This window comes from Mesorhizobium sp. B2-8-3 (assembly GCF_006440815.1).
In the GTDB taxonomy this organism is placed as follows: domain Bacteria; phylum Pseudomonadota; class Alphaproteobacteria; order Rhizobiales; family Rhizobiaceae; genus Mesorhizobium.
Map to the genome: position 1 here is coordinate 51,875 of NZ_VFTW01000019.1, position 21,692 is coordinate 73,566.

Annotated in this window: 24 protein-coding genes; 22 read left to right on the forward strand and 2 right to left on the reverse strand. The window is 63.2% G+C overall.

Annotated features, from left to right (window positions below; genetic code table 11):
* The first annotated feature begins 1 nt into the window (after window position 1).
* The 19 genes from FJ418_RS23410 to FJ418_RS23495 all read left to right on the forward strand — a co-directional run bounded on the left by FJ418_RS23410 (window position 2) and on the right by FJ418_RS23495 (window position 16,142).
* Complete coding sequence (locus FJ418_RS23410; protein WP_140869636.1) at window positions 2-1,990, forward strand: bifunctional 2',3'-cyclic-nucleotide 2'-phosphodiesterase/3'-nucleotidase; 1,989 nt, start codon at window positions 2-4, stop codon at window positions 1,988-1,990.
* 141 nt (window positions 1,991-2,131) lie between these two features.
* The gene (locus tag FJ418_RS32600; RefSeq protein ID WP_281405928.1) at window positions 2,132-2,260 is read left to right on the forward strand and encodes a hypothetical protein; all 129 of its coding nucleotides are present in this window, start codon (window positions 2,132-2,134) and stop codon (window positions 2,258-2,260) included.
* Between the two features lie 101 nt (window positions 2,261-2,361).
* Window positions 2,362-2,652 carry a Dabb family protein gene (locus FJ418_RS23415; RefSeq protein ID WP_140646248.1) on the forward strand — a complete coding sequence of 97 codons (291 nt, stop codon included), beginning with the start codon at window positions 2,362-2,364 and terminating at the stop codon, window positions 2,650-2,652.
* Between the two features lie 70 nt (window positions 2,653-2,722).
* On the forward strand, window positions 2,723-3,607 hold the full coding sequence (locus FJ418_RS23420; RefSeq protein ID WP_140869639.1) for a VOC family protein: 885 nt from the start codon (window positions 2,723-2,725) through the stop codon (window positions 3,605-3,607).
* Window positions 3,604-4,449, forward strand: a complete 846-nt coding sequence (kdsA, locus tag FJ418_RS23425; protein ID WP_140869642.1) for a 3-deoxy-8-phosphooctulonate synthase — start codon at window positions 3,604-3,606, stop codon at window positions 4,447-4,449. Before FJ418_RS23420 ends, kdsA begins: the two co-directional genes overlap by 4 nt.
* 87 nt (window positions 4,450-4,536) lie before the next feature.
* Complete coding sequence (locus tag FJ418_RS23430) at window positions 4,537-4,743, forward strand: dodecin family protein (protein ID WP_140657211.1); 207 nt, start codon at window positions 4,537-4,539, stop codon at window positions 4,741-4,743.
* A 70-nt stretch (window positions 4,744-4,813) separates the two neighbouring features.
* Window positions 4,814-5,179 (forward strand): PRC-barrel domain-containing protein, encoded by a 366-nt coding sequence (locus FJ418_RS23435; RefSeq protein WP_095818099.1) that lies wholly within the window; start codon window positions 4,814-4,816, stop codon window positions 5,177-5,179.
* 388 nt (window positions 5,180-5,567) lie between these two features.
* Window positions 5,568-6,842, forward strand: coding sequence for a phosphopyruvate hydratase (gene eno / locus FJ418_RS23440; protein WP_140646244.1), 1,275 nt, complete (start codon window positions 5,568-5,570; stop codon window positions 6,840-6,842).
* Window positions 6,843-6,997: 155 nt separating this feature from the next.
* Entirely contained in the window at window positions 6,998-7,321 is a 324-nt protein-coding gene (locus tag FJ418_RS23445; protein ID WP_140869645.1) for a septum formation initiator family protein, read from the forward strand.
* A gap of 175 nt (window positions 7,322-7,496) precedes the next feature.
* Complete coding sequence (gene pdhA / locus FJ418_RS23450) at window positions 7,497-8,534, forward strand: pyruvate dehydrogenase (acetyl-transferring) E1 component subunit alpha (protein ID WP_140869648.1); 1,038 nt, start codon at window positions 7,497-7,499, stop codon at window positions 8,532-8,534.
* Between the two features lie 15 nt (window positions 8,535-8,549).
* A complete protein-coding gene (locus FJ418_RS23455; protein WP_140869651.1) occupies window positions 8,550-9,947 on the forward strand; it encodes a pyruvate dehydrogenase complex E1 component subunit beta in 1,398 nt (465 codons plus the stop codon).
* Window positions 9,948-9,950: 3 nt separating this feature from the next.
* Window positions 9,951-10,235, forward strand: a complete 285-nt coding sequence (locus tag FJ418_RS23460) for a hypothetical protein (RefSeq protein WP_140708881.1) — start codon at window positions 9,951-9,953, stop codon at window positions 10,233-10,235.
* Between the two features lie 9 nt (window positions 10,236-10,244).
* Window positions 10,245-11,621 carry a pyruvate dehydrogenase complex dihydrolipoamide acetyltransferase gene (locus FJ418_RS23465; protein WP_140869654.1) on the forward strand — a complete coding sequence of 459 codons (1,377 nt, stop codon included), beginning with the start codon at window positions 10,245-10,247 and terminating at the stop codon, window positions 11,619-11,621.
* Between the two features lie 14 nt (window positions 11,622-11,635).
* Complete coding sequence (locus FJ418_RS23470; protein WP_140869657.1) at window positions 11,636-12,061, forward strand: hypothetical protein; 426 nt, start codon at window positions 11,636-11,638, stop codon at window positions 12,059-12,061.
* A complete protein-coding gene (locus tag FJ418_RS23475; RefSeq protein WP_140708888.1) occupies window positions 12,058-12,696 on the forward strand; it encodes an SGNH/GDSL hydrolase family protein in 639 nt (212 codons plus the stop codon). Before FJ418_RS23470 ends, FJ418_RS23475 begins: the two co-directional genes overlap by 4 nt.
* Window positions 12,697-12,714: 18 nt before the next feature.
* A complete protein-coding gene (lpdA, locus tag FJ418_RS23480) occupies window positions 12,715-14,181 on the forward strand; it encodes a dihydrolipoyl dehydrogenase (protein WP_140869660.1) in 1,467 nt (488 codons plus the stop codon).
* 156 nt (window positions 14,182-14,337) lie between these two features.
* A complete protein-coding gene (locus tag FJ418_RS23485) occupies window positions 14,338-14,595 on the forward strand; it encodes a GlsB/YeaQ/YmgE family stress response membrane protein (RefSeq protein ID WP_140646236.1) in 258 nt (85 codons plus the stop codon).
* 119 nt (window positions 14,596-14,714) lie between these two features.
* Window positions 14,715-15,680 carry a lipoyl synthase gene (gene lipA, locus FJ418_RS23490; protein WP_140646235.1) on the forward strand — a complete coding sequence of 322 codons (966 nt, stop codon included), beginning with the start codon at window positions 14,715-14,717 and terminating at the stop codon, window positions 15,678-15,680.
* Between the two features lie 6 nt (window positions 15,681-15,686).
* A complete protein-coding gene (locus tag FJ418_RS23495) occupies window positions 15,687-16,142 on the forward strand; it encodes a type II toxin-antitoxin system RatA family toxin (protein ID WP_140785016.1) in 456 nt (151 codons plus the stop codon).
* On the opposite strand, the gene FJ418_RS23500 is transcribed toward FJ418_RS23495, so the two are convergent.
* A complete protein-coding gene (locus tag FJ418_RS23500) occupies window positions 16,139-16,627 on the reverse strand; it encodes a CinA family protein (protein ID WP_140708894.1) in 489 nt (162 codons plus the stop codon). The genes FJ418_RS23495 and FJ418_RS23500 overlap by 4 nt on opposite strands.
* Window positions 16,624-17,853 carry a bifunctional 2-C-methyl-D-erythritol 4-phosphate cytidylyltransferase/2-C-methyl-D-erythritol 2,4-cyclodiphosphate synthase gene (locus tag FJ418_RS23505; RefSeq protein WP_140869663.1) on the reverse strand — a complete coding sequence of 410 codons (1,230 nt, stop codon included), beginning with the start codon at window positions 17,851-17,853 and terminating at the stop codon, window positions 16,624-16,626. The genes FJ418_RS23500 and FJ418_RS23505 overlap by 4 nt, the downstream gene beginning before the upstream one ends.
* A gap of 140 nt (window positions 17,854-17,993) precedes the next feature.
* On the opposite strand from FJ418_RS23505, the gene dusB reads away from it, so the two are divergent.
* From dusB to ntrC, 3 genes are read left to right on the forward strand one after another with little or no spacing between them, the layout of a single operon-like run.
* A complete protein-coding gene (gene dusB / locus FJ418_RS23510; RefSeq protein ID WP_140869666.1) occupies window positions 17,994-19,022 on the forward strand; it encodes a tRNA dihydrouridine synthase DusB in 1,029 nt (342 codons plus the stop codon).
* Window positions 19,019-20,161, forward strand: a complete 1,143-nt coding sequence (locus FJ418_RS23515) for a nitrogen regulation protein NR(II) (RefSeq protein ID WP_140646230.1) — start codon at window positions 19,019-19,021, stop codon at window positions 20,159-20,161. The genes dusB and FJ418_RS23515 overlap by 4 nt, the downstream gene beginning before the upstream one ends.
* Window positions 20,158-21,618 (forward strand): nitrogen regulation protein NR(I), encoded by a 1,461-nt coding sequence (gene ntrC / locus FJ418_RS23520; protein ID WP_140657239.1) that lies wholly within the window; start codon window positions 20,158-20,160, stop codon window positions 21,616-21,618. Before FJ418_RS23515 ends, ntrC begins: the two co-directional genes overlap by 4 nt.
* Window positions 21,619-21,692 lie beyond the last annotated feature (74 nt).

Here is a 21,692-nt window from a genome sequence, read left to right on the forward strand (position 1 = left end):
AATGTCACGGCTGCCCATCTCCCGTCGCGGATTCTCCCGTCGCGAATTCCTGGCTGGCGCCGCTGCCGGCGGCGCGCTGATCATGCTGCATCCATTCTCCGCCCGCGCCGCGGCCAATCAGGCGCATCTCAGGATCATGGAGACGACCGATATCCATGTGAACCTGCTGCCTTACGATTATTACGCCGACAAGGCGAACGACACGATGGGCCTGTCGCGCACCGCCTCGCTGATCGACGCGGTGCGCAAGGAAGCCGTGAATTCGATGCTGATCGACAATGGCGACTTGCTGCAGGGCAGTCCGATGGGCGATTACATCGCCTACGAGAAAGGCATGAAGGACGGCGATCTGCACCCCGTCATGAAGGGCATGAACGTGCTCGGCTATGAATGCTCGACGCTCGGCAACCATGAATTCAATTACGGCCTGTCCTTTCTCGACAAGGTGTTGGCCGGCGCCAACTTTCCCTTCGTCTGCGCGAACCTGATCCGCGGCACCACGCTTGCCGCGAACCCGCGCGACGACAAGCTCTATCTCAAGCCCTATGTGATCCTCGACAGGAAGATCAAGGACGGGTCAGGGGCCGAGCAACGGATCAGGATCGGCGTCATCGGCTTCGTGCCGCCGCAGATCATGGTCTGGGACCTGAAGAACCTCGAAGGCAACGTCCAGACGCGCGATATCGTCGAGGCGGCCAAGGCCTGGGTGCCGCAGATCAGGGAAGAGGGCGCCGATATCGTCATCGCGCTTTCGCATTCCGGCATCGACATCAAGCAAGGCGACAAGATGGAGAACGCCTCGTTCTTCGTCGCCGGCGTCGAGGGCATCGACGCGGTCTTCACCGGCCACCAGCATCTGGTCTTCCCCGGCAAGAAGGATTTCCAGGCGCTCGCAGGCGTCGACACCGAGAAGGGCACGCTGCAGGGCAAGCCGGCGGTCATGGGCGGCTTCTGGGGTTCGCATATGGGTCTGATCGACCTGCTTCTGGAGCGCGACGGCTCGAAGTGGCGGATCGTCTCGGCCACCTCCGAGGCGCGGCCGATCTATGAGCGCGTCGACAACAAGAACAAGGCGACCGTTGGCGACGACAAGCGCATCATCGCGGCGCTCGAGCAGGACCACGAGGCAACCCTTGCCTATGTCCGCCGCCCCGTGGGCAAGACATCGGCGCCGCTCTATTCCTATTTCGCCCTGGTGGCCGACGATCCGTCCGTGCAGATCGTCAACCAGGCGCAGACCTGGTATCTCAAGGGCATATTGAAGAGCACTGAGTGGAAGGACGTGCCGCTCCTGTCGGCGGCGGCGCCCTTCAAGGCCGGCGGCCGCAACGGCGCCGACTACTATACCGACGTTCCCGCGGGCGATATCGCCATCAAGAATGTCGCCGACCTCTATCTTTACCCGAACACGGTGCGCGCCGTCGAAATCACCGGCACCGAGGTGAAGGAATGGCTGGAGATGTCCGCCGGCATCTTCAACCATATCGAGCCGGGTAAAGCGGATCAGCCGCTGATCAACACCGACTTTCCATCCTATAATTTCGACGTCATCGACGGCATCACCTACCGGATCGACCTGTCGCAGCCGCCGAAATACGATGCCAAGGGCGGCGTCGCGAACGCCGGTTCCAATCGCATCGCCGACCTGAAATTCAACGGGAAACCGATTGATCCGGCAGCGAAATTCGTCGTTGCCACCAACAATTACCGCGCTGGCGGCGGCGGCAATTTCCCCGACATCGACGCCTCGAAGATCATCTACGAAGCGCCGGACACCAACCGCGACGTGATCGTGCGCTACGTCGTCAGCGAGGGCACGATCAACCCTTCGGCGGACGACAACTGGTCGTTCGCGCCGCTGCCCGGCGCCAGCGTCGTCTTCGAGACCGGACCGGGCGCCAAGGATTTCATCGCCGACGTGAAATCCTTGAAGATAGAGCCTGCCGGCGATGGCGAGGCGGGCTTTGCCAGATATCGCATCACGCTTTGACGTCGTGCCGCGTCGACGCGGCTGCCTAGGCGGCCGCCCGCGCCGCCGCTGACGGGAAAGCTCAGGCAAAAAGCAGTGAACTGCCAAAATCGCTGCCCCGGCCGCTCTGGTTCCGGCTGTCCGCATGGGATAGTTTTAGCCATGCGTTATGTGATCGTCATCGCCGCCGTCACCTTCTTCCTGTTCTGGGACGGCCTCTACAATCGCGGCCACTACCTCGACGCGACCGTACGGGAAGTGTCACGCATCGTGCGCTACGTCACCGGGTAAGGTCTCGCCGCTTTCGCATCGCGGCGCGACATCGTTGCCGGTTGACGCCCGGGCGTTGCTCCCACAGAAACACCGCTGAACCGAAGACCAGGGAGGCTGGCTTGATCCGGCACATCGTTTTCTTCAGCGTGCGGCGCAGGGAAGATGTCGAGGCTGTGCGCTCGGGCCTGCTGGCGCTCGGCAAGATTCCGCACTCGAAGCATTTCGAGGTGACGCTCAACACCAAGGTCGATCTGTTTTCCAACGCGATCGATGTCGTCGTCTATGCCGAGTTCGAGGACGAGGCGGCCCTTGCCGCCTACAAGGCGGATCCGATCTATGCGGACACGACCAGCAAGGTGAAGCCGCTGCGCGAACTGCGCTATTCGGCGGATGTCGTGGCCGCGGCCTGAAGCGGCAGAGCACGTTCCGTCGGTCCGCCGCTCTTGAACAGCCGGCCGGAATGGGGCACACCGCGCCGGCATGATCAAAAGCTCCGCCCATCCGCTCGACCACCTCGTGCTGCCTACCGGAAGCCTCGATGCCGCGCGGTCGCGTCTGGCCTCGCTCGGCTTTGTCGTCGCGCCCACAGGCATCCACCCCTTCGGCACGGAGAACGCCTGCATCTTTTTCGCCGACGGCACCTATCTCGAGCCGCTGGCGGTGGGAAATGAACAGGCAGCAGGACAAGCGATCGCGGCCGGCAATGTCTTCATAGCGCGCGACCGCCTTTATCGCGAGCGGCAGGGCGAGGAGGGTTTTTCGGCCGTCGTGCTTGGAGCCGGCAATGCCGACGCCGACCATACGCGCTTTGTCGAAGCCGGCCTGTCGGCCGGCGACATGCTTAGTTTCTCACGCGTGTTCACCGACGTGAACGGAAAGAGTGATACGGCGTCTTTCAAGCTGGCCTTCGCGGCCGCCAAGGAGGCGCCGGAAGCCTTCCTCTTCGCCTGCGAGCGCGTCAACGCGCCGAAGATCGATCGCACGGCGCTTCAGGCGCACGCCAATGGCGTGACCAGCATCGTCGAAGTGGTTGCGGTCAGCGACGCGCCTTCCGCGCAGATCGGGCTGATCTCTATCGCCGCCGGCGCGAGTGCCGACGACCTTGGGGCGGGCGACGCGGTGCGGCTGCCGAACGCGATCCTGAGCGTCGTCACGCCTGAAACCTACGCGCGGCGCTTCGGCCTGGTGGCCAAGCCGTCGTCGCATTTCCGGTTCGAGGCGATTGTTTTCTCGATCCGCGACAAAGCTTCAGTTGCGCACGTGCTTGCGGCCGGCGCCGTCGATCACGACATGAGCGGCAATGATGTCGTCGTTCCGCCGGCGCCCGGGCAGGGCGCCGCCTTCATCTTCCGGGAGATCCCATGAGCAAGCCCCTGGCGCCCAATTCATCGGTAACCGTCGGCAAGGTCGTCTTCGCCAACAATGCGCCGCTGTCGCTGATCGCCGGCCCGTGCCAGCTTGAATCGCGCCAGCATGCTTTCGACATGGCGGGCGCGTTGAAGGAACTGACGGAACGTCTGGGCATCGGCCTCGTCTACAAGACCAGCTACGACAAGGCCAACCGCACCTCGCTGTCGGCGACGCGCGGCGCCGGGCTCGATGCGGCAATGCCGATCTTCGACGATCTGCGCAAGGAGTTTGGGCTCCCGGTGCTGACCGACGTCCACACCGAGGAGCAGTGCGCGATCGTCGCGCCGCATGTCGATGTCCTGCAGATTCCAGCTTTCCTGTCGCGCCAGACCGACATGCTGGTCGCCGCCGCCAGGACCGGCAAGGTCATCAATGTGAAGAAGGGCCAGTTTCTCGCGCCCTGGGACATGAAGAACGTCGTCGCCAAGATCACCGGCTCCGGCAACCCGAATGTGCTCACTACCGAGCGCGGCGTCTCCTTCGGCTACAACACGCTGGTCTCGGACATGCGCGCGCTGCCGCTCATGGCCGAGATTGGCGCCCCGGTTATCTTCGACGCCACCCATTCGGTGCAGCAGCCGGGCGGGCAGGGCGGCTCCTCGGGCGGTGAACGGCGCTTCGTCGCGACGCTCGCGCGCGCGGCCGTTGCCGTCGGCGTCGCCGGCGTCTTCATCGAAACCCATCAGGACCCGGACAATTCGACGTCTTCGGATGGCCCCAACATGGTGCCTCTCAAGGACATGCCGGCGTTGCTGGAAAAGCTGATGGCCTTCGACCGGATCGCCAAGGGCCACTGATCCGACCCGATCCTGCGCCCGGCTTGTGGTTGCACCGGGCCGGGACTACGCTCGTTTCGTAACTGAGCGTCTTGGCAGGAGGAAGCCATGTCCGTTGCCCGCGTCACCGAAATCACGTCGTCGTCCACGAAGAGCTTTCAGGATGCCATCGAGCAGGGCATCGCGCGCGCCGCAAAAACCCTGAAGAACGTCGAGGGCGCCTGGATCCAGGACCAGAAGATCGTCGTCGAGGACGGCAAGATCGCCGCTTACCGCGTCAATATGAAGGTCACCTTCATCCTGACCGACAGCTGAGCAGGTCGTCGGGAACCTTAGTGCGCTCCTCTCATTGTCAATGCATGCATTCAACGAGAGGAGAACCATCATGACCACCCCGTCCGGGCATACCGAAGCCATCGCCGCCTCGCGCGTCATCGGCACGTCTGTCTACAACACCGAAGGCAAGAGCATCGGCAGCATCGAGGACGTGATGCTCGACAAGATGTCGAATGGCATCATGTTCGCCGTCATCGGTTTCGGCGGCTTTCTTGGCATGGGCGAGAAGTACCACGCCGTTCCGTGGGCGACGCTCGATTATGACGAGGATCAAGGCGGCTATGTCGTGCCGTTCACCAAGGAGCAGCTCCAGGCCGCGCCTGCATATTCGATCGACGAGCTGACCGGCGCCGACGGCGAAGCCGCCCGCGATGCTTCATTCCAGTATTACCATGTGAAGCCCTATTGGCATTGATCGCACGATCGGCAAGCTGAAAATCGAAGGCCCCCGACATAAAGCCGGGGGCCTTTGACGTTTACCTACTCCGCTGCGTTGAGAGTCGATAGCTCTGCCGAACTCTGCTGGGGTTTCCGATCGTCGCATGACGTCAGGAACGCCGCCGCGATCAGGAACAAACTCACGATACCGCTCAACTGGGACATGGCGAAACTCCTCCTGTTTCGCCCCGCGCGAATGCGACCATAGATGAGAAGGCCGTGCAGTGCGCATGACTTATGATGACAGAAATTTGCGCTTCGTGAATCACGCCCGCGGCAATAATTGCTGCCCCGCCGATTGCCTTTTGCTCCGCTTTGGCTAAGAGGGGCGCGACGCTTCAATCGACCAATCGGGGACATCGCAAATGACCGCCATCATCGACATTGTCGGGCGTGAAATCCTGGACAGCCGTGGCAATCCGACCGTCGAGGTCGACGTGGTGCTGGAAGACGGCTCGATGGGCCGCGCCGCTGTGCCGTCGGGCGCATCGACCGGCGCGCATGAGGCGGTTGAGGTGCGGGACGGCGGGCCGCGCTATCTCGGCAAGGGCGTTCAGCGCGCCGTCGAAGCGGTGAACGGCGAGCTGTTCGAGGCGATCGGCGGCATGGAAGCCGAGAACCAGATCCATATCGACCAGACGATGATCGAGCTCGACGGGACGCCGAACAAGAGCCGCCTCGGCGCCAATGCCATCCTCGGCGTGTCGCTGGCGGTCGCCAAGGCCGCGGCGGAAGCCGCGGGCCTGCCGCTCTACCGTTATGTCGGCGGCACCAAGGCGCACATCCTGCCGGTGCCGATGATGAACATCATCAATGGCGGCGCGCATGCCGACAATCCGATCGATTTCCAGGAATTCATGATCCTGCCGATTGGCGCCCCGACGCTGCGCGACGGCGTGCGCTGGGGCTCGGAGATTTTCCACACGCTGCGCAAGAAGCTCAAGGATGCCGGCCACAACACCAATGTCGGCGACGAGGGCGGCTTCGCTCCCAACCTGAAGAGCGCGCCTTCGGCGCTCGATTTCATCATGGAATCGATCGAGAAGGCCGGCTTCAAGCCTGGTGAGGACGTGGCCCTCGGTCTCGATTGCGCGGCGACCGAGTTCTTCAAGGACGGCAACTACGTCTATGAGGGCGAGAAGAAGACCCGTGATCCGAAGGCGCAGGCCAAGTACCTTGCCAAGCTCGCTGCCGACTATCCGATCATCACCATCGAGGACGGCCTTGCCGAGGACGATTGGGAAGGCTGGAAGATCCTGACCGACCTGATCGGCAAGAAGACCCAGCTCGTCGGCGACGATCTCTTCGTCACCAACACCGCGCGGCTGCGCGACGGCATCCGCATGGGCGTCGCCAATTCGATCCTGGTCAAGGTCAACCAGATCGGCTCGCTGACAGAGACGCTCGATGCCGTCGAGACCGCGCACAAGGCCGGCTACACCGCCGTCATGTCGCATCGCTCGGGCGAGACCGAGGATTCGACCATCGCCGACCTCGCGGTCGCCACCAATTGCGGGCAGATCAAGACCGGCTCCTTGTCGCGCTCGGACCGCACCGCCAAATACAACCAGCTCATCCGCATCGAGGAAGAGCTCGGCAAGCAGGCGCGCTACGCCGGCAAGTCGGTGGTCAAGGGCTGATCCAGCCCGTTCGAACAGTCTGAAAAGGGCGGGTCATTCCCGCCCTTTTTCGTTCCGGCGATCCTCGATAAGGCCGCCCGTAACCGTCCATTAAGCACAATCGGGCGAAATACGACTCATGGCCGCTTGCGTTCGCGGCCGCGAGGGTTCGGGTCATGTGGACACGTCAGCACAAGCAGAGAAACACCGGCAGGCTGATCATCCCCTCGCTTTGCGTGCTCTTCCTGGCCTATTTCGGCTTCCATGCCTATCACGGCGAATTCGGCATCTATTCCAAATATCGGCTGCAGGCCCGGGCGGTTGAATTGCAGGCCCAGCTCGATGCCGTGAAGGCGCGCCGAATTGATTTCGAGCGTCGTGTCCAGTTGATGCATGAAGGCACGCTGGAGAAGGATATGCTTGACGAGCAGGCCCGAAAGGCGCTCAATCTGTCCCATCCCGACGAAATCACCATCATGCTGCCCGCCCCGACGAAATAACCGAATTTCGGTTAATCGTCATTATTTTCAATGATTCTAATCGCTTAGATGCATGCCAGCCATGCATTTTTCAGCATGGCGCAATGCATTCTTGCGTGTTAGCTTCTCGCAAATCGGTGGGGAGACGATCGATCTCCCTGAATGTCCGCGAAGAGACGCCAACAGGGAGTGACGCATGGCCACCGCCGCCAAAAAAGCGCCCGCCAAATCCAGATCCGACAAACGGCCCAATCTGTCAGCGCCCAAGCCGGCCGATTTCACCAAGGAAGAAGAGCTGTCCGCGTACCGGCACATGCTTTTGATCCGCCGCTTCGAGGAGAAGGCCGGCCAGCTCTACGGCATGGGCTTCATCGGCGGCTTCTGCCACCTCTATATCGGCCAGGAGGCCGTCGTCACCGGCATGAAGATGGCGCTGGTCGACGGCGACCAGATGATCACCGCCTATCGCGACCATGGCCACATGCTGGCGATGGAGCTGTCGCCGCGCGGCGTCATGGCCGAGCTCACCGGGCGCCGCGGCGGCCTGTCGAAGGGCAAGGGCGGCTCCATGCATATGTTCTCCAAGGAGAAGCATTTCTATGGCGGCCATGGCATCGTCGGCGCACAGGTGTCGCTCGGCACCGGTCTCGCCTTCGCCAACTGCTACCGCGAAAACAAGAACGTTTCGCTGACCTATTTCGGCGACGGCGCCGCCAACCAGGGCCAGGTCTATGAAAGCTTCAACATGGCCTCGCTGTGGAAGCTGCCGGTGATCTACATCATCGAGAACAACCGCTACGCCATGGGCACGTCCGTGTCGCGCTCGTCGGCCGAGACTGACTTCTCGCATCGCGGCGCTTCCTTCAAGATCCCGGGCATCCAGGTCGACGGCATGGACGTCCGCGCCGTGAAGTCGGCGGCCGATCTGGCCACCGAATGGTGCCGGTCCGGCAATGGTCCGCTTATTCTCGAGATGCAGACCTACCGCTATCGCGGCCATTCGATGTCCGACCCGGCAAAATACCGCTCCAAGGAGGAAGTGCAGAAGATGCGCTCCGAGCATGACCCGATCGAGCAGGTCCGGGTGCGGCTGCTCGACAAGAAGTGGGCAAGCGAGGACGAGCTCAAGACCATCGACAAGGAAGTCCGCGACATCGTCGCCGACGCCGCCGAATTCGCCCAGAACGACGCCGAGCCGGATCCGTCCGAGCTCTGGACCGACATCGTACTCTAAGGAGAGGGCAAGGACATGCCGATCGAAATTCTCATGCCCGCGCTGTCGCCGACGATGGAAGAGGGCAATCTTTCCAAATGGCTGAAGAACGAAGGCGACAAGATCGTCGCCGGTGACGTCATCGCCGAGATCGAGACCGACAAGGCGACGATGGAAGTCGAAGCCGTCGACGAAGGCACGCTCGCCAAGATCGTGGTTCCCGCCGGTAGCGAAGGCGTCAAGGTCAACGCGGTCATCGCCGTGCTTGCCGTCGACGGCGAGGATGTCGACAAGGCCGGTGAAGGCATCGGTGAAGAAGAGCCCGCCAAGGCCGAAAAAGCCGCATCGGCGCCGACGCCCGCCGCGGCCAAGAGCGAGGCTCCAGCGCCTGTCGCCGCCGCGCCGAAGGCGGAGATCGCCGCCGATCCGGATATTCCCGCCGGCACCGAGATGGTTTCCACCACGGTGCGCGAAGCGCTCCGTGACGCGATGGCCGAGGAAATGCGCCGCGACGGCGATGTCTTCGTCATGGGCGAGGAGGTCGCCGAATACCAAGGCGCCTACAAGATCACGCAAGGCTTGCTGCAGGAGTTCGGGCCGCGGCGCGTCGTCGACACGCCCATCACCGAGCATGGCTTTGCCGGCGTCGGCGTCGGCGCCGCGATGGCCGGGTTGAAGCCGATCGTCGAATTCATGACCTTCAACTTCGCCATGCAGGCGATCGACCAGATCATCAACTCGGCCGCCAAGACGCTCTATATGTCCGGCGGCCAGATGGGCGCGCCGATCGTGTTCCGTGGTCCTAACGGCGCGGCCGCCCGCGTCGCCGCGCAGCATTCGCAGTGCTATGCCGCCTGGTACAGCCATATCCCCGGCCTGAAGGTGGTGATGCCCTACACGGCCGCCGACGCCAAGGGCCTGCTCAAGGCGGCGATCCGCGATCCGAACCCTGTCATCTTCCTCGAGAACGAGATCCTCTACGGCCATTCCTTCGATGTGCCGAAACTCGACGACTTCGTGCTGCCGATCGGCAAGGCACGTGTCCACAAGCAAGGCAAGGACGTCACGCTCGTCTCCTTCGGCATCGGCATGACCTATGCGGTCAAGGCGGAGGCCGAGTTGCGCGGCATGGGCATCGATGCCGAGATCATCGATCTCAGGACCATTCGGCCGCTCGACTTCGACACGATCATCGCTTCGGTGAAGAAGACAAACCGTCTCGTGGTGGTGGAAGAAGGTTATCCGCAGAACTCGGTCGGCGACCACATCGCCAGCCAGGTCTCGCAGCGTGCCTTCGACTTCCTCGATGCGCCGGTGATCACCATTGCCGGCAAGGACGTGCCGATGCCTTATGCGGCGAACCTCGAGAAGCTGGCGCTGCCCAACGTCGGCGAAGTCGTCGAGGCTGTCAAAGCCGTTACCTATCGGGGATAAGCGATGGCAGCATCGCTGGGATATATTCTTCTTTTCCTAGCGATTATTTCGTTCGCTGTCGGGGGCTATTCTATAGCGATGGTGGCCGCTTTGTCGCTTCGCCAGGAGAATAAGGTTCAAACCAAGGTTTTTGGATTCCTCCCTGTCACCAAGGTTGTTTGGACGGATGAAATGAATCGCCATCGCCGAAGGGGCTTCTTTTGCGTGATCGCTTTTATGCTGCTTAGCCAGGTGGGTGCCTATCTGGCCGGTTTGCCTATGACCATCAACGGAACTAGGATTCAGTGAGGTCCGCGAATGCCAATCAACATCACCATGCCGGCCCTTTCGCCCACGATGGAAGAGGGCAATCTTTCCAAGTGGCTGGTCAAGGAAGGCGATAAGGTTTCGCCCGGCGACGTGATCGCCGAAATCGAGACCGACAAGGCGACGATGGAGGTCGAAGCCGTCGATGAAGGCACCGTCGCCAAGCTGGTGGTTCCGGCCGGCACCGAAGGCGTCAAGGTCAATGCGCTGATCGCCATCCTGGCTGGTGAAGGCGAGGATGCCGCGGCCGCTGCCAAGAGCGGCGGCAACGCCGCGCCAAAGGCCGAAGCGCCGAAGGCGGACGCCCCGAAAGCCGAAACGCCCAAGGAAGCACCCAAGCCGGCAGCGGCGGCCGCGGTGCCCCCGCCGGCGAAGGCCGAGCAGGCTCCCGTCGCCAACGGCCACGCCGCCGGTGATCGCGTCTTCGCATCGCCGCTGGCTCGCCGCATCGCCAAGGATGCCGGCGTCGATGTGTCCGCTGTGACAGGCACCGGCCCGCATGGCCGCGTGGTGAAGGTCGACGTCGAGGCGGCGATCGCTTCCGGCGGCGCCAAGGCCGCACCGGCTGCGAAGGCGCCTGCCGGCACCCCGTCCGCTCCAGCTCCTGCACCCAAGCCGATGTCGGACGACCAGGTGCTGAAGCTGTTCGCCGAAGGCTCCTACGAGCTTGTGCCGCATGACAACATGCGCAAGACGATTGCGCGCCGCCTGGTCGAGGCGAAATCCACCATCCCGCATTTCTACCTGACGCTCGACTGCGATCTCGATGCGCTCTTGGCACTGCGCACGCAGTTGAATGCCGCAGCCCCGATGAGGAAGACCGACAAGGGCGAAGCGCCGGCCTACAAGCTCTCCGTCAACGACATGGTCATCAAGGCGATGGCGATGGCGCTGATGGCTGTGCCGGACGCCAATGCCTCGTGGACCGAGAGCGCCATGGTCAAGCACAAGCACGCCGATGTCGGCGTCGCGGTGTCGATCCCCGGCGGCCTGATCACGCCGATCATCCGGCATGCGGATGAAAAGACGCTGTCTGTCATCTCCAACGAGATGAAGGACCTGGCGAGCCGCGCCAGGAGTCGCAAGTTGAAGCCGGAAGAGTATCAGGGCGGCACCACCGCTGTGTCCAATCTGGGCATGTTCGGCATCAAGGACTTTGCCGCGGTCATCAACCCGCCGCATGCGACGATTTTAGCGGTCGGCGCCGGCGAGGAGCGTGCGGTGGTGAAGAAGGGCGAGATCAGAATAGCCACCGTGATGTCGGTGACACTGTCGACCGATCACCGTGCGGTCGACGGCGCGCTCGGAGCCGAACTGCTCGGCGCCTTCAAGCGCTTGATCGAAAACCCGATGGGCATGCTGGTGTAAGAAGGGAAAAGGCGGTGCGGAAATTCTTCACCAGCCTTTTCGCCTTCGTCCTTTCCGGCTTCGCCGGCGGGCTGGTGGCTCAGGAACTCGCCGTCGCCACCGGTGCCGAGGAAGAATACATCGTCGTTTTCATGGTCTCGGTGTTGGTGACCGCTGTCGTCACTGTCGTCTTCTTCATGGCGCAGTTCATGGTCGATCCGGTCATGGCCGTCGCCAAGGCGGGAAAGTGGTCGCTGATCGTGTTCGCCGTGTTGCTCATCCTGCTGGTCGGCATGGTGCTCCATACAGATGCCAGCAAGGATGTGATGAAGCGCGACGGGCCGATGGTGGCCGGGCTGATACTGCCAGGCATCGTCACGATCATCGTGCAGTGGCTCTTCGTGCGCTGGCGGGTGGGGCATGTCCGGACAGGTTTTGGTAGACGCGGAGCGAAGGCGTGAAGACAATTCTGTGCTACGGCGACTCCCTGACCTGGGGCTATGATGCCGCCAGCCTCGGCCGCCATGCGCTGGCAGACCGCTGGCCGAGCGTGCTCGAGGTCGAGCTCGGCGACGACGTCGAGGTCATCGCCGAAGGCCTCAACGGCCGCACCACGGCCTTCGACGACCATCTGGCCGGCGCCGACCGCAATGGCGCCCGCGTCCTGCCGACGGTCCTGACCAGCCATGCGCCGCTCGATCTCGTCATCATCATGCTCGGCTCCAACGACATGAAGCCGTGGATCCACGGCAATCCGGTCGCCGCCAAGCAGGGCATGCAGCGCCTGATCGATATCGTGCGCGGCCACGACTATCCGTTCGACTGGGATACGCCGCAGATTCTGATCGTCGCTCCGCCGGCGGTAACGCGCACCGACAATGCGGAATTCAAGGAAATGTTCGCCGGCGGCGACGACGCCTCCAAGCGGCTGGCGCCGCAATATTCGGCACTTGCCGACGAGGCCGGCTGCGGCTTCTTCGACGCCGGCACCGTCGCTGCCACCACGCCGCTCGACGGCGTCCATCTCGATGCGGAAAACACGCGGCGGATCGGCCGGGCTTTGGCGCCGCTCGTGCGCATCATGCTCTCACTCTAACCCTTAGAAAGAAAACCCGTGGCTGAATCCTACGACGTCATCATCATCGGCTCAGGTCCCGGCGGCTATGTCACGGCGGTGCGTTCCGCCCAGCTCGGCTTCAAGACGGCGATCGTCGAGCGCGAGCATCTTGGCGGCATCTGCCTGAACTGGGGCTGCATCCCGACCAAGGCGCTGCTGCGCTCGGCCGAGATCATGCATTATTCCGACCACCTCAAGGACTACGGCCTGAAGCTCGAAGGCGGCAAGGTCAGCCCCGACACATCAGCCGTGGTCGACCGTTCGCGAAAAGTGTCGCTCAGGCTGAACACCGGCGTCGGCTTCCTGATGAAGAAGAACAAGGTCGACGTGATCTGGGGCGAGGCGAAGCTTTCGAAGGCTCCTGCCGGTGACAAACCGGGCGAGGTCGTCGTTTCGAAGACCGCGAAGAAGGCGATGGAGCCGCAGCCGCCGGTGCCAAAAGGCGTCAAGGGCGAGGGCACCTACGCTGCCAAGCACATTATTCTCGCGACCGGCGCAAGGCCGCGCGCGCTGCCCGGCATCGAGCCGGACGGCAAGCTGATCTGGACCTATTTCGAGGCGATGGTGCCGAAGGAAATGCCGAAATCGCTGCTGGTGATGGGTTCGGGCGCCATCGGCATCGAATTCGCTTCCTTCTACCGCACCATGGGCGCCGATGTGACGGTGGTCGAGCTGCTGCCCGCGGTGATGCCGGTCGAGGACGCCGAGGTCTCGAAATTCGCGCAAAAGCAGTTCGAGAAGCAGGGGATGAAGATACTGCTCGAGGCCAAGGTGACCAAGGTCGAAAAGGGCGCCAATTCGGTCACCGCGCATGTCGAGATGAAGGACGGCAAGGTCGAGAAGATCACCGCCGACCGGATGATCTCTGCCGTCGGCGTGCAGGGCAACATCGAAAATCTTGGCCTGGAAGCGCTCGGCGTGAAGACGGACCGCGGCTGCGTCGCCGTCGATGGCTACGGCAAGACCAATGTGCCCGGCGTCTACGCCATCGGCGACGTCGCCGGACCGCCGATGCTTGCCCACAAGGCAGAGCATGAAGGCGTCGTCTGCATCGAGAAAATAGCCAATTTCCCGGGCGTACACGCCATTGACAAGCTGAAGATCCCCGGCTGCACCTATTGCAGCCCGCAGGTTGCGTCCGTTGGCTTGACGGAAGCCAGGGCCAAGGCTGAAGGCAAGGATATCCGCGTCGGCCGCTTCCCCTTCAGCGCCAACGGCAAGGCCATCGCGCTCGGCGAGGACCAGGGCTTCGTCAAGACCATCTTCGACAAGAAGACGGGCCAGCTTCTCGGCGCGCATATGGTCGGCGCCGAGGTGACCGAGCTCATCCAGGGTTTTGTCGTGGCGATGAACCTGGAGACCACCGAGGAAGAGCTGATGCACACGATCTTCCCGCATCCGACCTTGTCGGAAATGATGAAGGAGAGCGTGCTCGACGCCTATGGCCGCGCTTTGAACGCATGACAAGTCACCAACCGGTGACAGATCACCAATCGGTGATAGACGGTCAATCCATGCTAAATTGGTCGGGCGAGACTCACTCGCGGCAGCCGGAGAAAGCTGACGGCAAGGCAGTTCGTATCCGGATGCATCTTCACCTGATCGAGGAGGAATTGGCATATGCATATGAATGGCGTCGGCTGGATTACAGCCATCATCGTCGGCGGTCTGGCGGGCTGGTTCGCCGAGATGGTCATGAAGAGCAACACCGGCATCGTCATGAACATCATCATGGGCATTGTCGGCGCCGTGGTGCTGAACGCGATCCTGCAGGCCCTCAATATCGGGGCCTTCGGTGCCGGCTGGGTGGCCTATCTGATCACCGGCTTCATAGGTGCCTGCCTGCTGATCTTCGTCGGACGGCTCGTTCGCCGCTGAACCGCTATGCGAAAAAGGCTGTGGCGGCATGCGCTGCCACGGCCTTTTTCTTTGCCTCGAAAAGTCCTAGATGACGAAAGACAGGTGGCTGGCGAAATCGCGGCCGCGAAGGGTTTGAGATGGTCACAGTCGTAGACACGATCGCCAACCGGCCGCGCCCGCGGCATCCCGAGAAGGCGCACCGGCCCGACCAGGAGGTGCTGCGCAAGCCCGACTGGATCCGCGTCAAGGCGCCGGTTTCCAAGGGCTATGCTGAAACGCGCGAGATCGTGAAGTCGCACAAGCTGGTGACGGTGTGCGAGGAGGCCGGCTGCCCGAATATCGGCGAGTGCTGGGACAAGAAGCACGCCACCTTCATGATCATGGGCGAGATCTGCACGCGCGCCTGCGCCTTCTGCAATGTCGCGACCGGTATCCCGACCGCGCTCGATGCGGATGAGCCGGCGCGCGTCGCGCACGCCGTCAAGCAGATGGGGCTGAGCCACGTCGTCATCACCTCGGTCGACCGCGACGACCTGGCCGATGGCGGCGCGCAGCATTTCGCCGACGTCATCCGCGCCATCCGCGCGGCGACGCCCTCGACGACGATCGAGATCCTGACGCCCGACTTCCTGCGCAAGGACGGCGCGCTGGAGATCGTCGTCGCGGCCAAGCCCGACGTCTTCAACCATAATCTCGAAACCGTGCCGTCGAATTACCTGACGGTCCGTCCCGGCGCGCGTTATTTCCACTCGATCCGGCTTTTGCAGCGGGTCAAGGAACTCGACCCGTCGATCTTCACCAAATCCGGCATCATGGTCGGCCTCGGCGAGGAGCGGAACGAGGTGCTGCAATTGATGGACGATCTGCGTTCGGCCAATGTCGACTTCATGACCATCGGCCAGTACCTGCAGCCCTCGAAGAAGCACCATCCGGTGATCCGCTTCATCCCGCCGGACGAGTTCAAGTCCTATGAGACGATAGGCAAGACCAAGGGCTTCCTTCTGATGGCTTCGAGCCCGCTGACCCGCTCCTCGCATCACGCCGGCGAGGATTTCGCCAGGTTGCGCGCGGCGCGCGAGGCGCAGCTCGCGAAGGCCAGCTGACCTTCAATGCCGAAATTCGAGGCGACACGCCGCGTCGCGCACACGCCGCAAGAGATGTTCGCGCTGGTTGCGGACATCGAGGCCTATCCGCAATTCCTGCCGCTCTGTGAGTCGCTCACCGTGCGCTCTCGCAAGGAGCGCGACGGCCGCACCATCCTGGTTGCCGACATGAGCATCGGCTACAAGGCGATCCGCGAGACCTTTACCACGCAGGTGCTGCTCAATCCGGCCGAGCATGCCATCGATGTCAAATACATCGACGGTCCGTTCAAATATCTCAGCAATATTTGGCGCTTCGATCCCGCTGGCGGCGGCTGCGAGGTGCATTTCTTCATCGACTACGAATTCAAGAGCCGCATCCTGGGCGCGGTGATGGGCACGATGTTCGATCGCGCCTTCCGCATGTTCTCGGAAGCCTTCGAGAAACGGGCAGACGTCATCTATGGGGTGAAGCAAGCCTAACGCTCACCGAGCGCGCGCAGCCCAAGCTGCAGCGCGTGCCGCACCGTCTCGTGCCGGATGAATTCGCGGCCCTTGTGACCGAACAGCTGCCGCTCGGCGATAACCGGCTGTCCGGCAAGCGCTATCCCGAACCAGACAAGACCGACCGGCTTGTCGGCCGAGCCGCCGCTGGGGCCGGCAATGCCGGTGACGGCGAGCGACAGGCTTGCCTGCGAATGCGCCAGCGCGCCCGCCGCCATTTCCAGAACCGTCTCGCGCGAGACCGCGCCATGCGCATCGAGCGTGGCGGCGGAGACGCCGAGCATCTCCATCTTGGCTTCGTTGGAATAGGTGATGAAGCCGCGATCGACCACCGCGGAGGACCCGGCGATGTCGGTCAGCGCCGCGATGATCAGGCCGCCGGTGCAGCTTTCGGCCGTCGCCAGCATGATGCCGCGCTGCTGACAGGCCTGGAGCAAAGCGATAGCGAGTTCGGCGTTGCTCATGCCGGCACCTCTCCCGGGTAGACGACGCTGGCGGTGGCGATCGCGGCGATGCCTTCGCCACGCCCGACAAAGCCCAGCTTCTCGTTGGTTGTCGCCTTGATCGAAATGCGCTCGCGCGCGATGCCGAGCATGGCCGAAAGCGCCTCCGTCATCGCCGCGCGATGCGGCCCGACGCGCGGCGCCTCGCAGATCAACGTGATGTCGGCATTGGCGATGCGGCCGCCACGCTCGCGCACCAGCTTTGCCGCATGCTCGACGAAGATCTTCGAGGCCGCTCCCTTCCATTGCGGGTCGGACGGCGGGAAATGCGTGCCTATGTCGCCGGCGCCGCAGGTGGCAAGCAACGCGTCGGTCAGCGCATGCAGCCCGACATCGGCGTCCGAATGGCCGGACAGTTTTCGCTCGTAGGGAATGGCGACGCCACAGAGCGTTACATGGTCGCCGGGCTCGAAGGCATGCACGTCGTAGCCATTGCCGGTGCGAATATCAGGGAAGCGTTGCTGCGCGCTCAAGAGCCGCTGGTCGGCCAATGCAATATCCCTTGCCCAGGTGAGTTTGACGTTGTCCGGCGATCCCGGAACGATCTTGACCGGTATCTGCGCCCATTCGGCGATCGCCGCGTCGTCGGTGAATTCCGTTTTCCCCAAATGATGCGCCTTTTCGTGCGCGGCGAGCAGCGGCCAGAACGGAAAGCCCTGCGGCGTCTGCGCCGCATGAAGGCCGGCTCTCGACACCGTCTCGTCGATCATGCCGGCAGCCGATTCCCGCTTCAGCGTATCGGCGACGGGCAGCGCCGGCAGCGCGCCCTGGCGCTCGCCGATCGCCTCGATGGTGCGGTCGATCAGCCCGGCATCGACGAACGGGCGTACGGCATCGTGCACCAGCACTTTTGCGGGTGCCTGGTCCCTCAGCGCCAGGAGGCCGAGCCGGACGGAAGCCTGGCGCGAAGGGCCGCCGATCACGGCGACAAGACGATCGCCATGCGCCTCGGCCGCGCGTTGGAAGAGTTCGGCATCGTCGGCATGGATCGCCACGACCACCGGGCCGATCATTGGATGCGAGAGGAAGATATCCAATGTATGCGCGATGACGGCACGGCCGCCGATGCGCTGATATTGCTTCGGACCGTCGGCCTGTCCGGCGCGCGCGCCGCGTCCGGCGGCAACGATCACCACCCCGATCCCACCGCTTGGGCCCGCCGCTTGCTTTTCGCTTGCCTCGCTCATTCCGATCGGTCCTAGTCGGCGTGATGGCCGAAGGCCAGCATTTTCCAAAATGCGCCTTAATGTGACGTCATTGCGCGTTGCACAATGCCACACTTCTGGCTAGAGAATGTGCAACGATTGAACATGCTTGGTTTTTGTGCATGGTTGAACTGACCACTTTGGCATCGCCACTCGATGTCGGCGGCGTGAGAATCCGCAATCGCGTTTTTCTGGCGCCGATGTCGGGCATCACCGACGAGCCGTTCCGGCAGCGCGCCCACGCGCATGGCGCGGGGCTGGTCGTGTCGGAAATGGTGGCAAGCGGCGAACTGGCCAAGGGCAGGGCCGGCTGCGACCTGCGCATCCGCCATTCCGGCCTGCCGGTGCATATGGTTCAGTTGGCCGGCCGCGAGGTTATCCATATGGGCGAGGGCGCGCGCATAGCGGCGGGCGAGGGCGCTGATATCATCGACATCAACATGGGCTGCCCTGCGAAGAAGGTGACCGGCGGCTATGCCGGTTCGGCGCTGATGCGCGACCTCGACCATGCGCTGTCGCTGATCGAGGCAGTGGTCAGCGCCGTTTCGGTGCCGGTGACGGTCAAGATGCGGCTCGGCTGGGACGAAAGCGCGCTCAACGCGCCGGTGCTGGCCCGCCGCGCCGAACAGGCCGGCGTCAAGATGGTGACAGTGCATGGCCGCACGCGCTGCCAGTTCTACCAGGGGAAGGCCGATTGGCGCGCCATCGCGCGCGTCAAGGAAGCTGTATCGATACCCGTGGTGGCCAATGGCGATGTCGGCTCGCCGGAAGAGGCGGCGACAATCCTCGAACAGTCCGGAGCAGACGCGGTGATGATCGGCCGCGCGCACTATGGCGCACCATGGATCGCTGGCGACATTGCCACAACCGCCGCCGGTGCAAGCGCGCAAGCAATTCCGCGCATGCCGCGAGCGCTCGCCGACTACGTCGTGTCCCACTACGAGGACATGCTCTCGCTCTACGGTATCGAAAGCGGCCTGCGCCAAGCGCGCAAGCATCTCGGCTGGTATCTTGACCGCCATACGGCCGATGTTTCAGCCGAGCAGCGCAAACGCATTCTGACTTCCTTCGACCCGCGGGAAGTCGTCGCCGAGCTGCGCCGCGCGTTCACTGACAGCTTGTCCTCGATCAGCCTGCGGAGCGCGGCATGAAGGCCAACGTTCCCCAGCCGGCCGATATGGCGGATGCCGCCAATATCGTGCTCAACACCATCCGCCGCCCGGTCATCATGGTCGACCTCGACGGCTTTATCACTTTTGCCAATGCCGATGCCGAGGACTTCTTCCGCTCCAGCGCGACCATGCTCGCCCGCAACACGCTGTCCAAGCTGGTGCCCTTCGGCAGCCCGTTGCTGACGCTGGTCGACCAGGTGCGCGAACGCCGCGCGCCGGTCAACGAATACCGCGTCGACGTCTCGTCGCCGCGCCTCGGCATCGAGAAGATGGTCGACCTCTATGTCGCGCCGGTGCCGGAGTTTCCCGGCTCGATCGTGGTCATGTTCCAGGAACGGTCGATGGCCGACAAGATCGACCGCCAGATGACACATCGCGGTGCCGCGCGCTCAGTCACCGGCCTGGCCGCCATGCTGGCGCATGAGATCAAGAACCCGCTCTCCGGCATCCGCGGCGCCGCTCAATTGCTTGAGTTGTCGGCCTCCGACGAGGACCGCGCGCTGACCCGGCTGATCACCGACGAGACTGACCGCATCGTCTCGTTGGTCGACCGCATGGAGGTGTTTTCCGACGAGCGGCCGATCGAGCGCTATCCGGTCAACATCCACGTCGTTCTCGATCATGTGAAGGCGATTGCCAAGAATGGTTTTGCAAGGCGGATCAAGATCTTGGAGGAATATGATCCATCATTGCCTCCGGTCTTCGCCAATCGCGACCAACTGATCCAGGTCTTCCTCAATCTGGTGAAGAACGCCGCCGAGGCGATCGGCGCCGACCCGCAGGGCGAGATCATGCTCTCGACGGCTTTCCGCCCTGGCATCCGCGTTTCCGTGCCCGGGACGCAGGACCGCGTCTCGTTGCCGCTGGAGTTCTGCGTGCATGACAACGGGCCCGGCGTCTCCGAGGACATCCTGCCGATCCTGTTTGATCCGTTCATCACCACCAAACCCAATGGCTCAGGACTTGGGCTGGCGCTGGTAGCCAAGATCGTCGGCGAGCATGGCGGCATCATCGAATGCGATTCGACGCCGCGCGGGACGACATTCCGCATCCTGCTTCCGGCCTGGAAGGAGACCGCGCCCGGCGCAGGCGAGGAAGCTGAAGGAGACCGCACATGACCGCTCGCGGCAATATTCTCGTCGCCGACGACGATGCGGCCATCCGCACCGTGCTCAACCAGGCGCTGTCGCGGGTCGGCCACGAGGTGCGCGTCACCTCCAACGCCTCGACGCTGTGGCGCTGGGTCGCGGCGGGCGAGGGCGATCTCGTCATCACCGATGTGGTGATGCCGGACGAAAACGCCTTCGACATGCTGCCGCGCATCAAGAAGGCGCGGCCCGAGCTGCCGGTCATCGTCATGAGCGCGCAAAACACGTTCATGACCGCCATCCGCGCCTCCGAGACCGGCGCCTACGAATATCTGCCGAAGCCGTTCGACCTGACGGAGCTGCTCAACATCGTCAACCGGGCGCTGGCCGAGCCGAAGCGGCCGAAGCTCGATGCCCGCGCGGAAGACCAGCCGGAGACGATGCCGCTGGTTGGTCGCTCCGCCGCCATGCAGGATATCTACCGCATGCTGGCGCGCATGATGCAGACCGACCTCACGGTCATGATCAGCGGCGAGTCCGGCACCGGCAAGGAGCTGGTGGCGCGCGCGCTGCATGAATATGGCCGCCGCCGCGGCGGCCCGTTCGTGGCCATCAACATGGCGGCGATTCCGCGCGACCTGATCGAATCGGAACTGTTCGGCCACGAGAAGGGCGCCTTCACCGGGGCACAGAACCGCTCCAGCGGCCGTTTCGAACAGGCCGAGGGCGGCACGCTGTTCCTCGATGAGATCGGCGACATGCCGATGGAAGCGCAGACCCGGCTGCTGCGCGTGCTGCAGCAGGGCGAATACACTACGGTCGGCGGCCGCACGCCGATCAAGACCGACGTGCGTATCGTCGCGGCTACAAACAAGGATCTGCGCACGCTCATCAACCAGGGCCTCTTCCGCGAGGACCTGTTCTATCGCCTCAATGTCGTGCCGCTGAGGCTGCCGGCGCTGCGCGAGCGTTCCGAGGACATCCCCGATCTGGTGCGGCACTTCTTCAAGCAGGGCGCCAGCGAGGGCTTGCAGACCAAGCGCATTTCGTCCGGCGGCATCGAGCTCATGAAGCGCTACCCCTGGCCGGGCAACGTGCGCGAGTTGGAAAACCTGGTGCGCCGGCTGGCCGCCCTCTACTCGCAGGACGAAATTTCGTCGGAAATCATTGAATCCGAGCTGAAAACCGGCGAAAGGCCGGTCGTGCCCGACGGCGGCGCGCTCATCCCCGACGATCTGTCGATCGGCCAGGCAGTCGAGCACTTCCTGCAGCGATATTTCGCCTCCTTCGCCGGCGAATTGCCGCCGGCCGGGCTCTACCAGCGCATTCTTGCCGAGGTCGAGTATCCGCTGGTGCTGGCTTCGATGACGGCGACGCGCGGCAACCAGATCAAGGCGGCGGAACTTTTGGGGCTCAACCGCAACACGCTGCGCAAGAAGATCCGCGAACTCGGCGTCAACGTCTACAAATCGGCCAGGCAGCCATAGCGTCACCTCGTCACCTCGGTGAATTTTGTCTGGGAAAGATTATCTTCCCGGCCACACTTGTTGCATAATCGCCA

Coding starts and splice junctions, on each gene's coding strand:
- FJ418_RS23410 (WP_140869636.1), top strand. CDS start 2: ATGTCACGGCTGCCCATCTCCCGTCGCGGATTCTCCCGTCGCGAATTC.
- FJ418_RS32600 (WP_281405928.1), top strand. CDS start 2,132: ATGCGTTATGTGATCGTCATCGCCGCCGTCACCTTCTTCCTGTTCTGG.
- FJ418_RS23420 (WP_140869639.1), top strand. CDS start 2,723: ATGATCAAAAGCTCCGCCCATCCGCTCGACCACCTCGTGCTGCCTACC.
- kdsA (WP_140869642.1), top strand. CDS start 3,604: ATGAGCAAGCCCCTGGCGCCCAATTCATCGGTAACCGTCGGCAAGGTC.
- FJ418_RS23430 (WP_140657211.1), top strand. CDS start 4,537: ATGTCCGTTGCCCGCGTCACCGAAATCACGTCGTCGTCCACGAAGAGC.
- FJ418_RS23435 (WP_095818099.1), top strand. CDS start 4,814: ATGACCACCCCGTCCGGGCATACCGAAGCCATCGCCGCCTCGCGCGTC.
- eno (WP_140646244.1), top strand. CDS start 5,568: ATGACCGCCATCATCGACATTGTCGGGCGTGAAATCCTGGACAGCCGT.
- FJ418_RS23445 (WP_140869645.1), top strand. CDS start 6,998: ATGTGGACACGTCAGCACAAGCAGAGAAACACCGGCAGGCTGATCATC.
- pdhA (WP_140869648.1), top strand. CDS start 7,497: ATGGCCACCGCCGCCAAAAAAGCGCCCGCCAAATCCAGATCCGACAAA.
- FJ418_RS23455 (WP_140869651.1), top strand. CDS start 8,550: ATGCCGATCGAAATTCTCATGCCCGCGCTGTCGCCGACGATGGAAGAG.
- FJ418_RS23460 (WP_140708881.1), top strand. CDS start 9,951: ATGGCAGCATCGCTGGGATATATTCTTCTTTTCCTAGCGATTATTTCG.
- FJ418_RS23465 (WP_140869654.1), top strand. CDS start 10,245: ATGCCAATCAACATCACCATGCCGGCCCTTTCGCCCACGATGGAAGAG.
- FJ418_RS23485 (WP_140646236.1), top strand. CDS start 14,338: ATGCATATGAATGGCGTCGGCTGGATTACAGCCATCATCGTCGGCGGT.
- lipA (WP_140646235.1), top strand. CDS start 14,715: ATGGTCACAGTCGTAGACACGATCGCCAACCGGCCGCGCCCGCGGCAT.
- FJ418_RS23495 (WP_140785016.1), top strand. CDS start 15,687: ATGCCGAAATTCGAGGCGACACGCCGCGTCGCGCACACGCCGCAAGAG.
- FJ418_RS23500 (WP_140708894.1), bottom strand. CDS start 16,627: ATGAGCAACGCCGAACTCGCTATCGCTTTGCTCCAGGCCTGTCAGCAG.
- FJ418_RS23505 (WP_140869663.1), bottom strand. CDS start 17,853: ATGAGCGAGGCAAGCGAAAAGCAAGCGGCGGGCCCAAGCGGTGGGATC.
- dusB (WP_140869666.1), top strand. CDS start 17,994: ATGGTTGAACTGACCACTTTGGCATCGCCACTCGATGTCGGCGGCGTG.
- FJ418_RS23515 (WP_140646230.1), top strand. CDS start 19,019: ATGAAGGCCAACGTTCCCCAGCCGGCCGATATGGCGGATGCCGCCAAT.
- ntrC (WP_140657239.1), top strand. CDS start 20,158: ATGACCGCTCGCGGCAATATTCTCGTCGCCGACGACGATGCGGCCATC.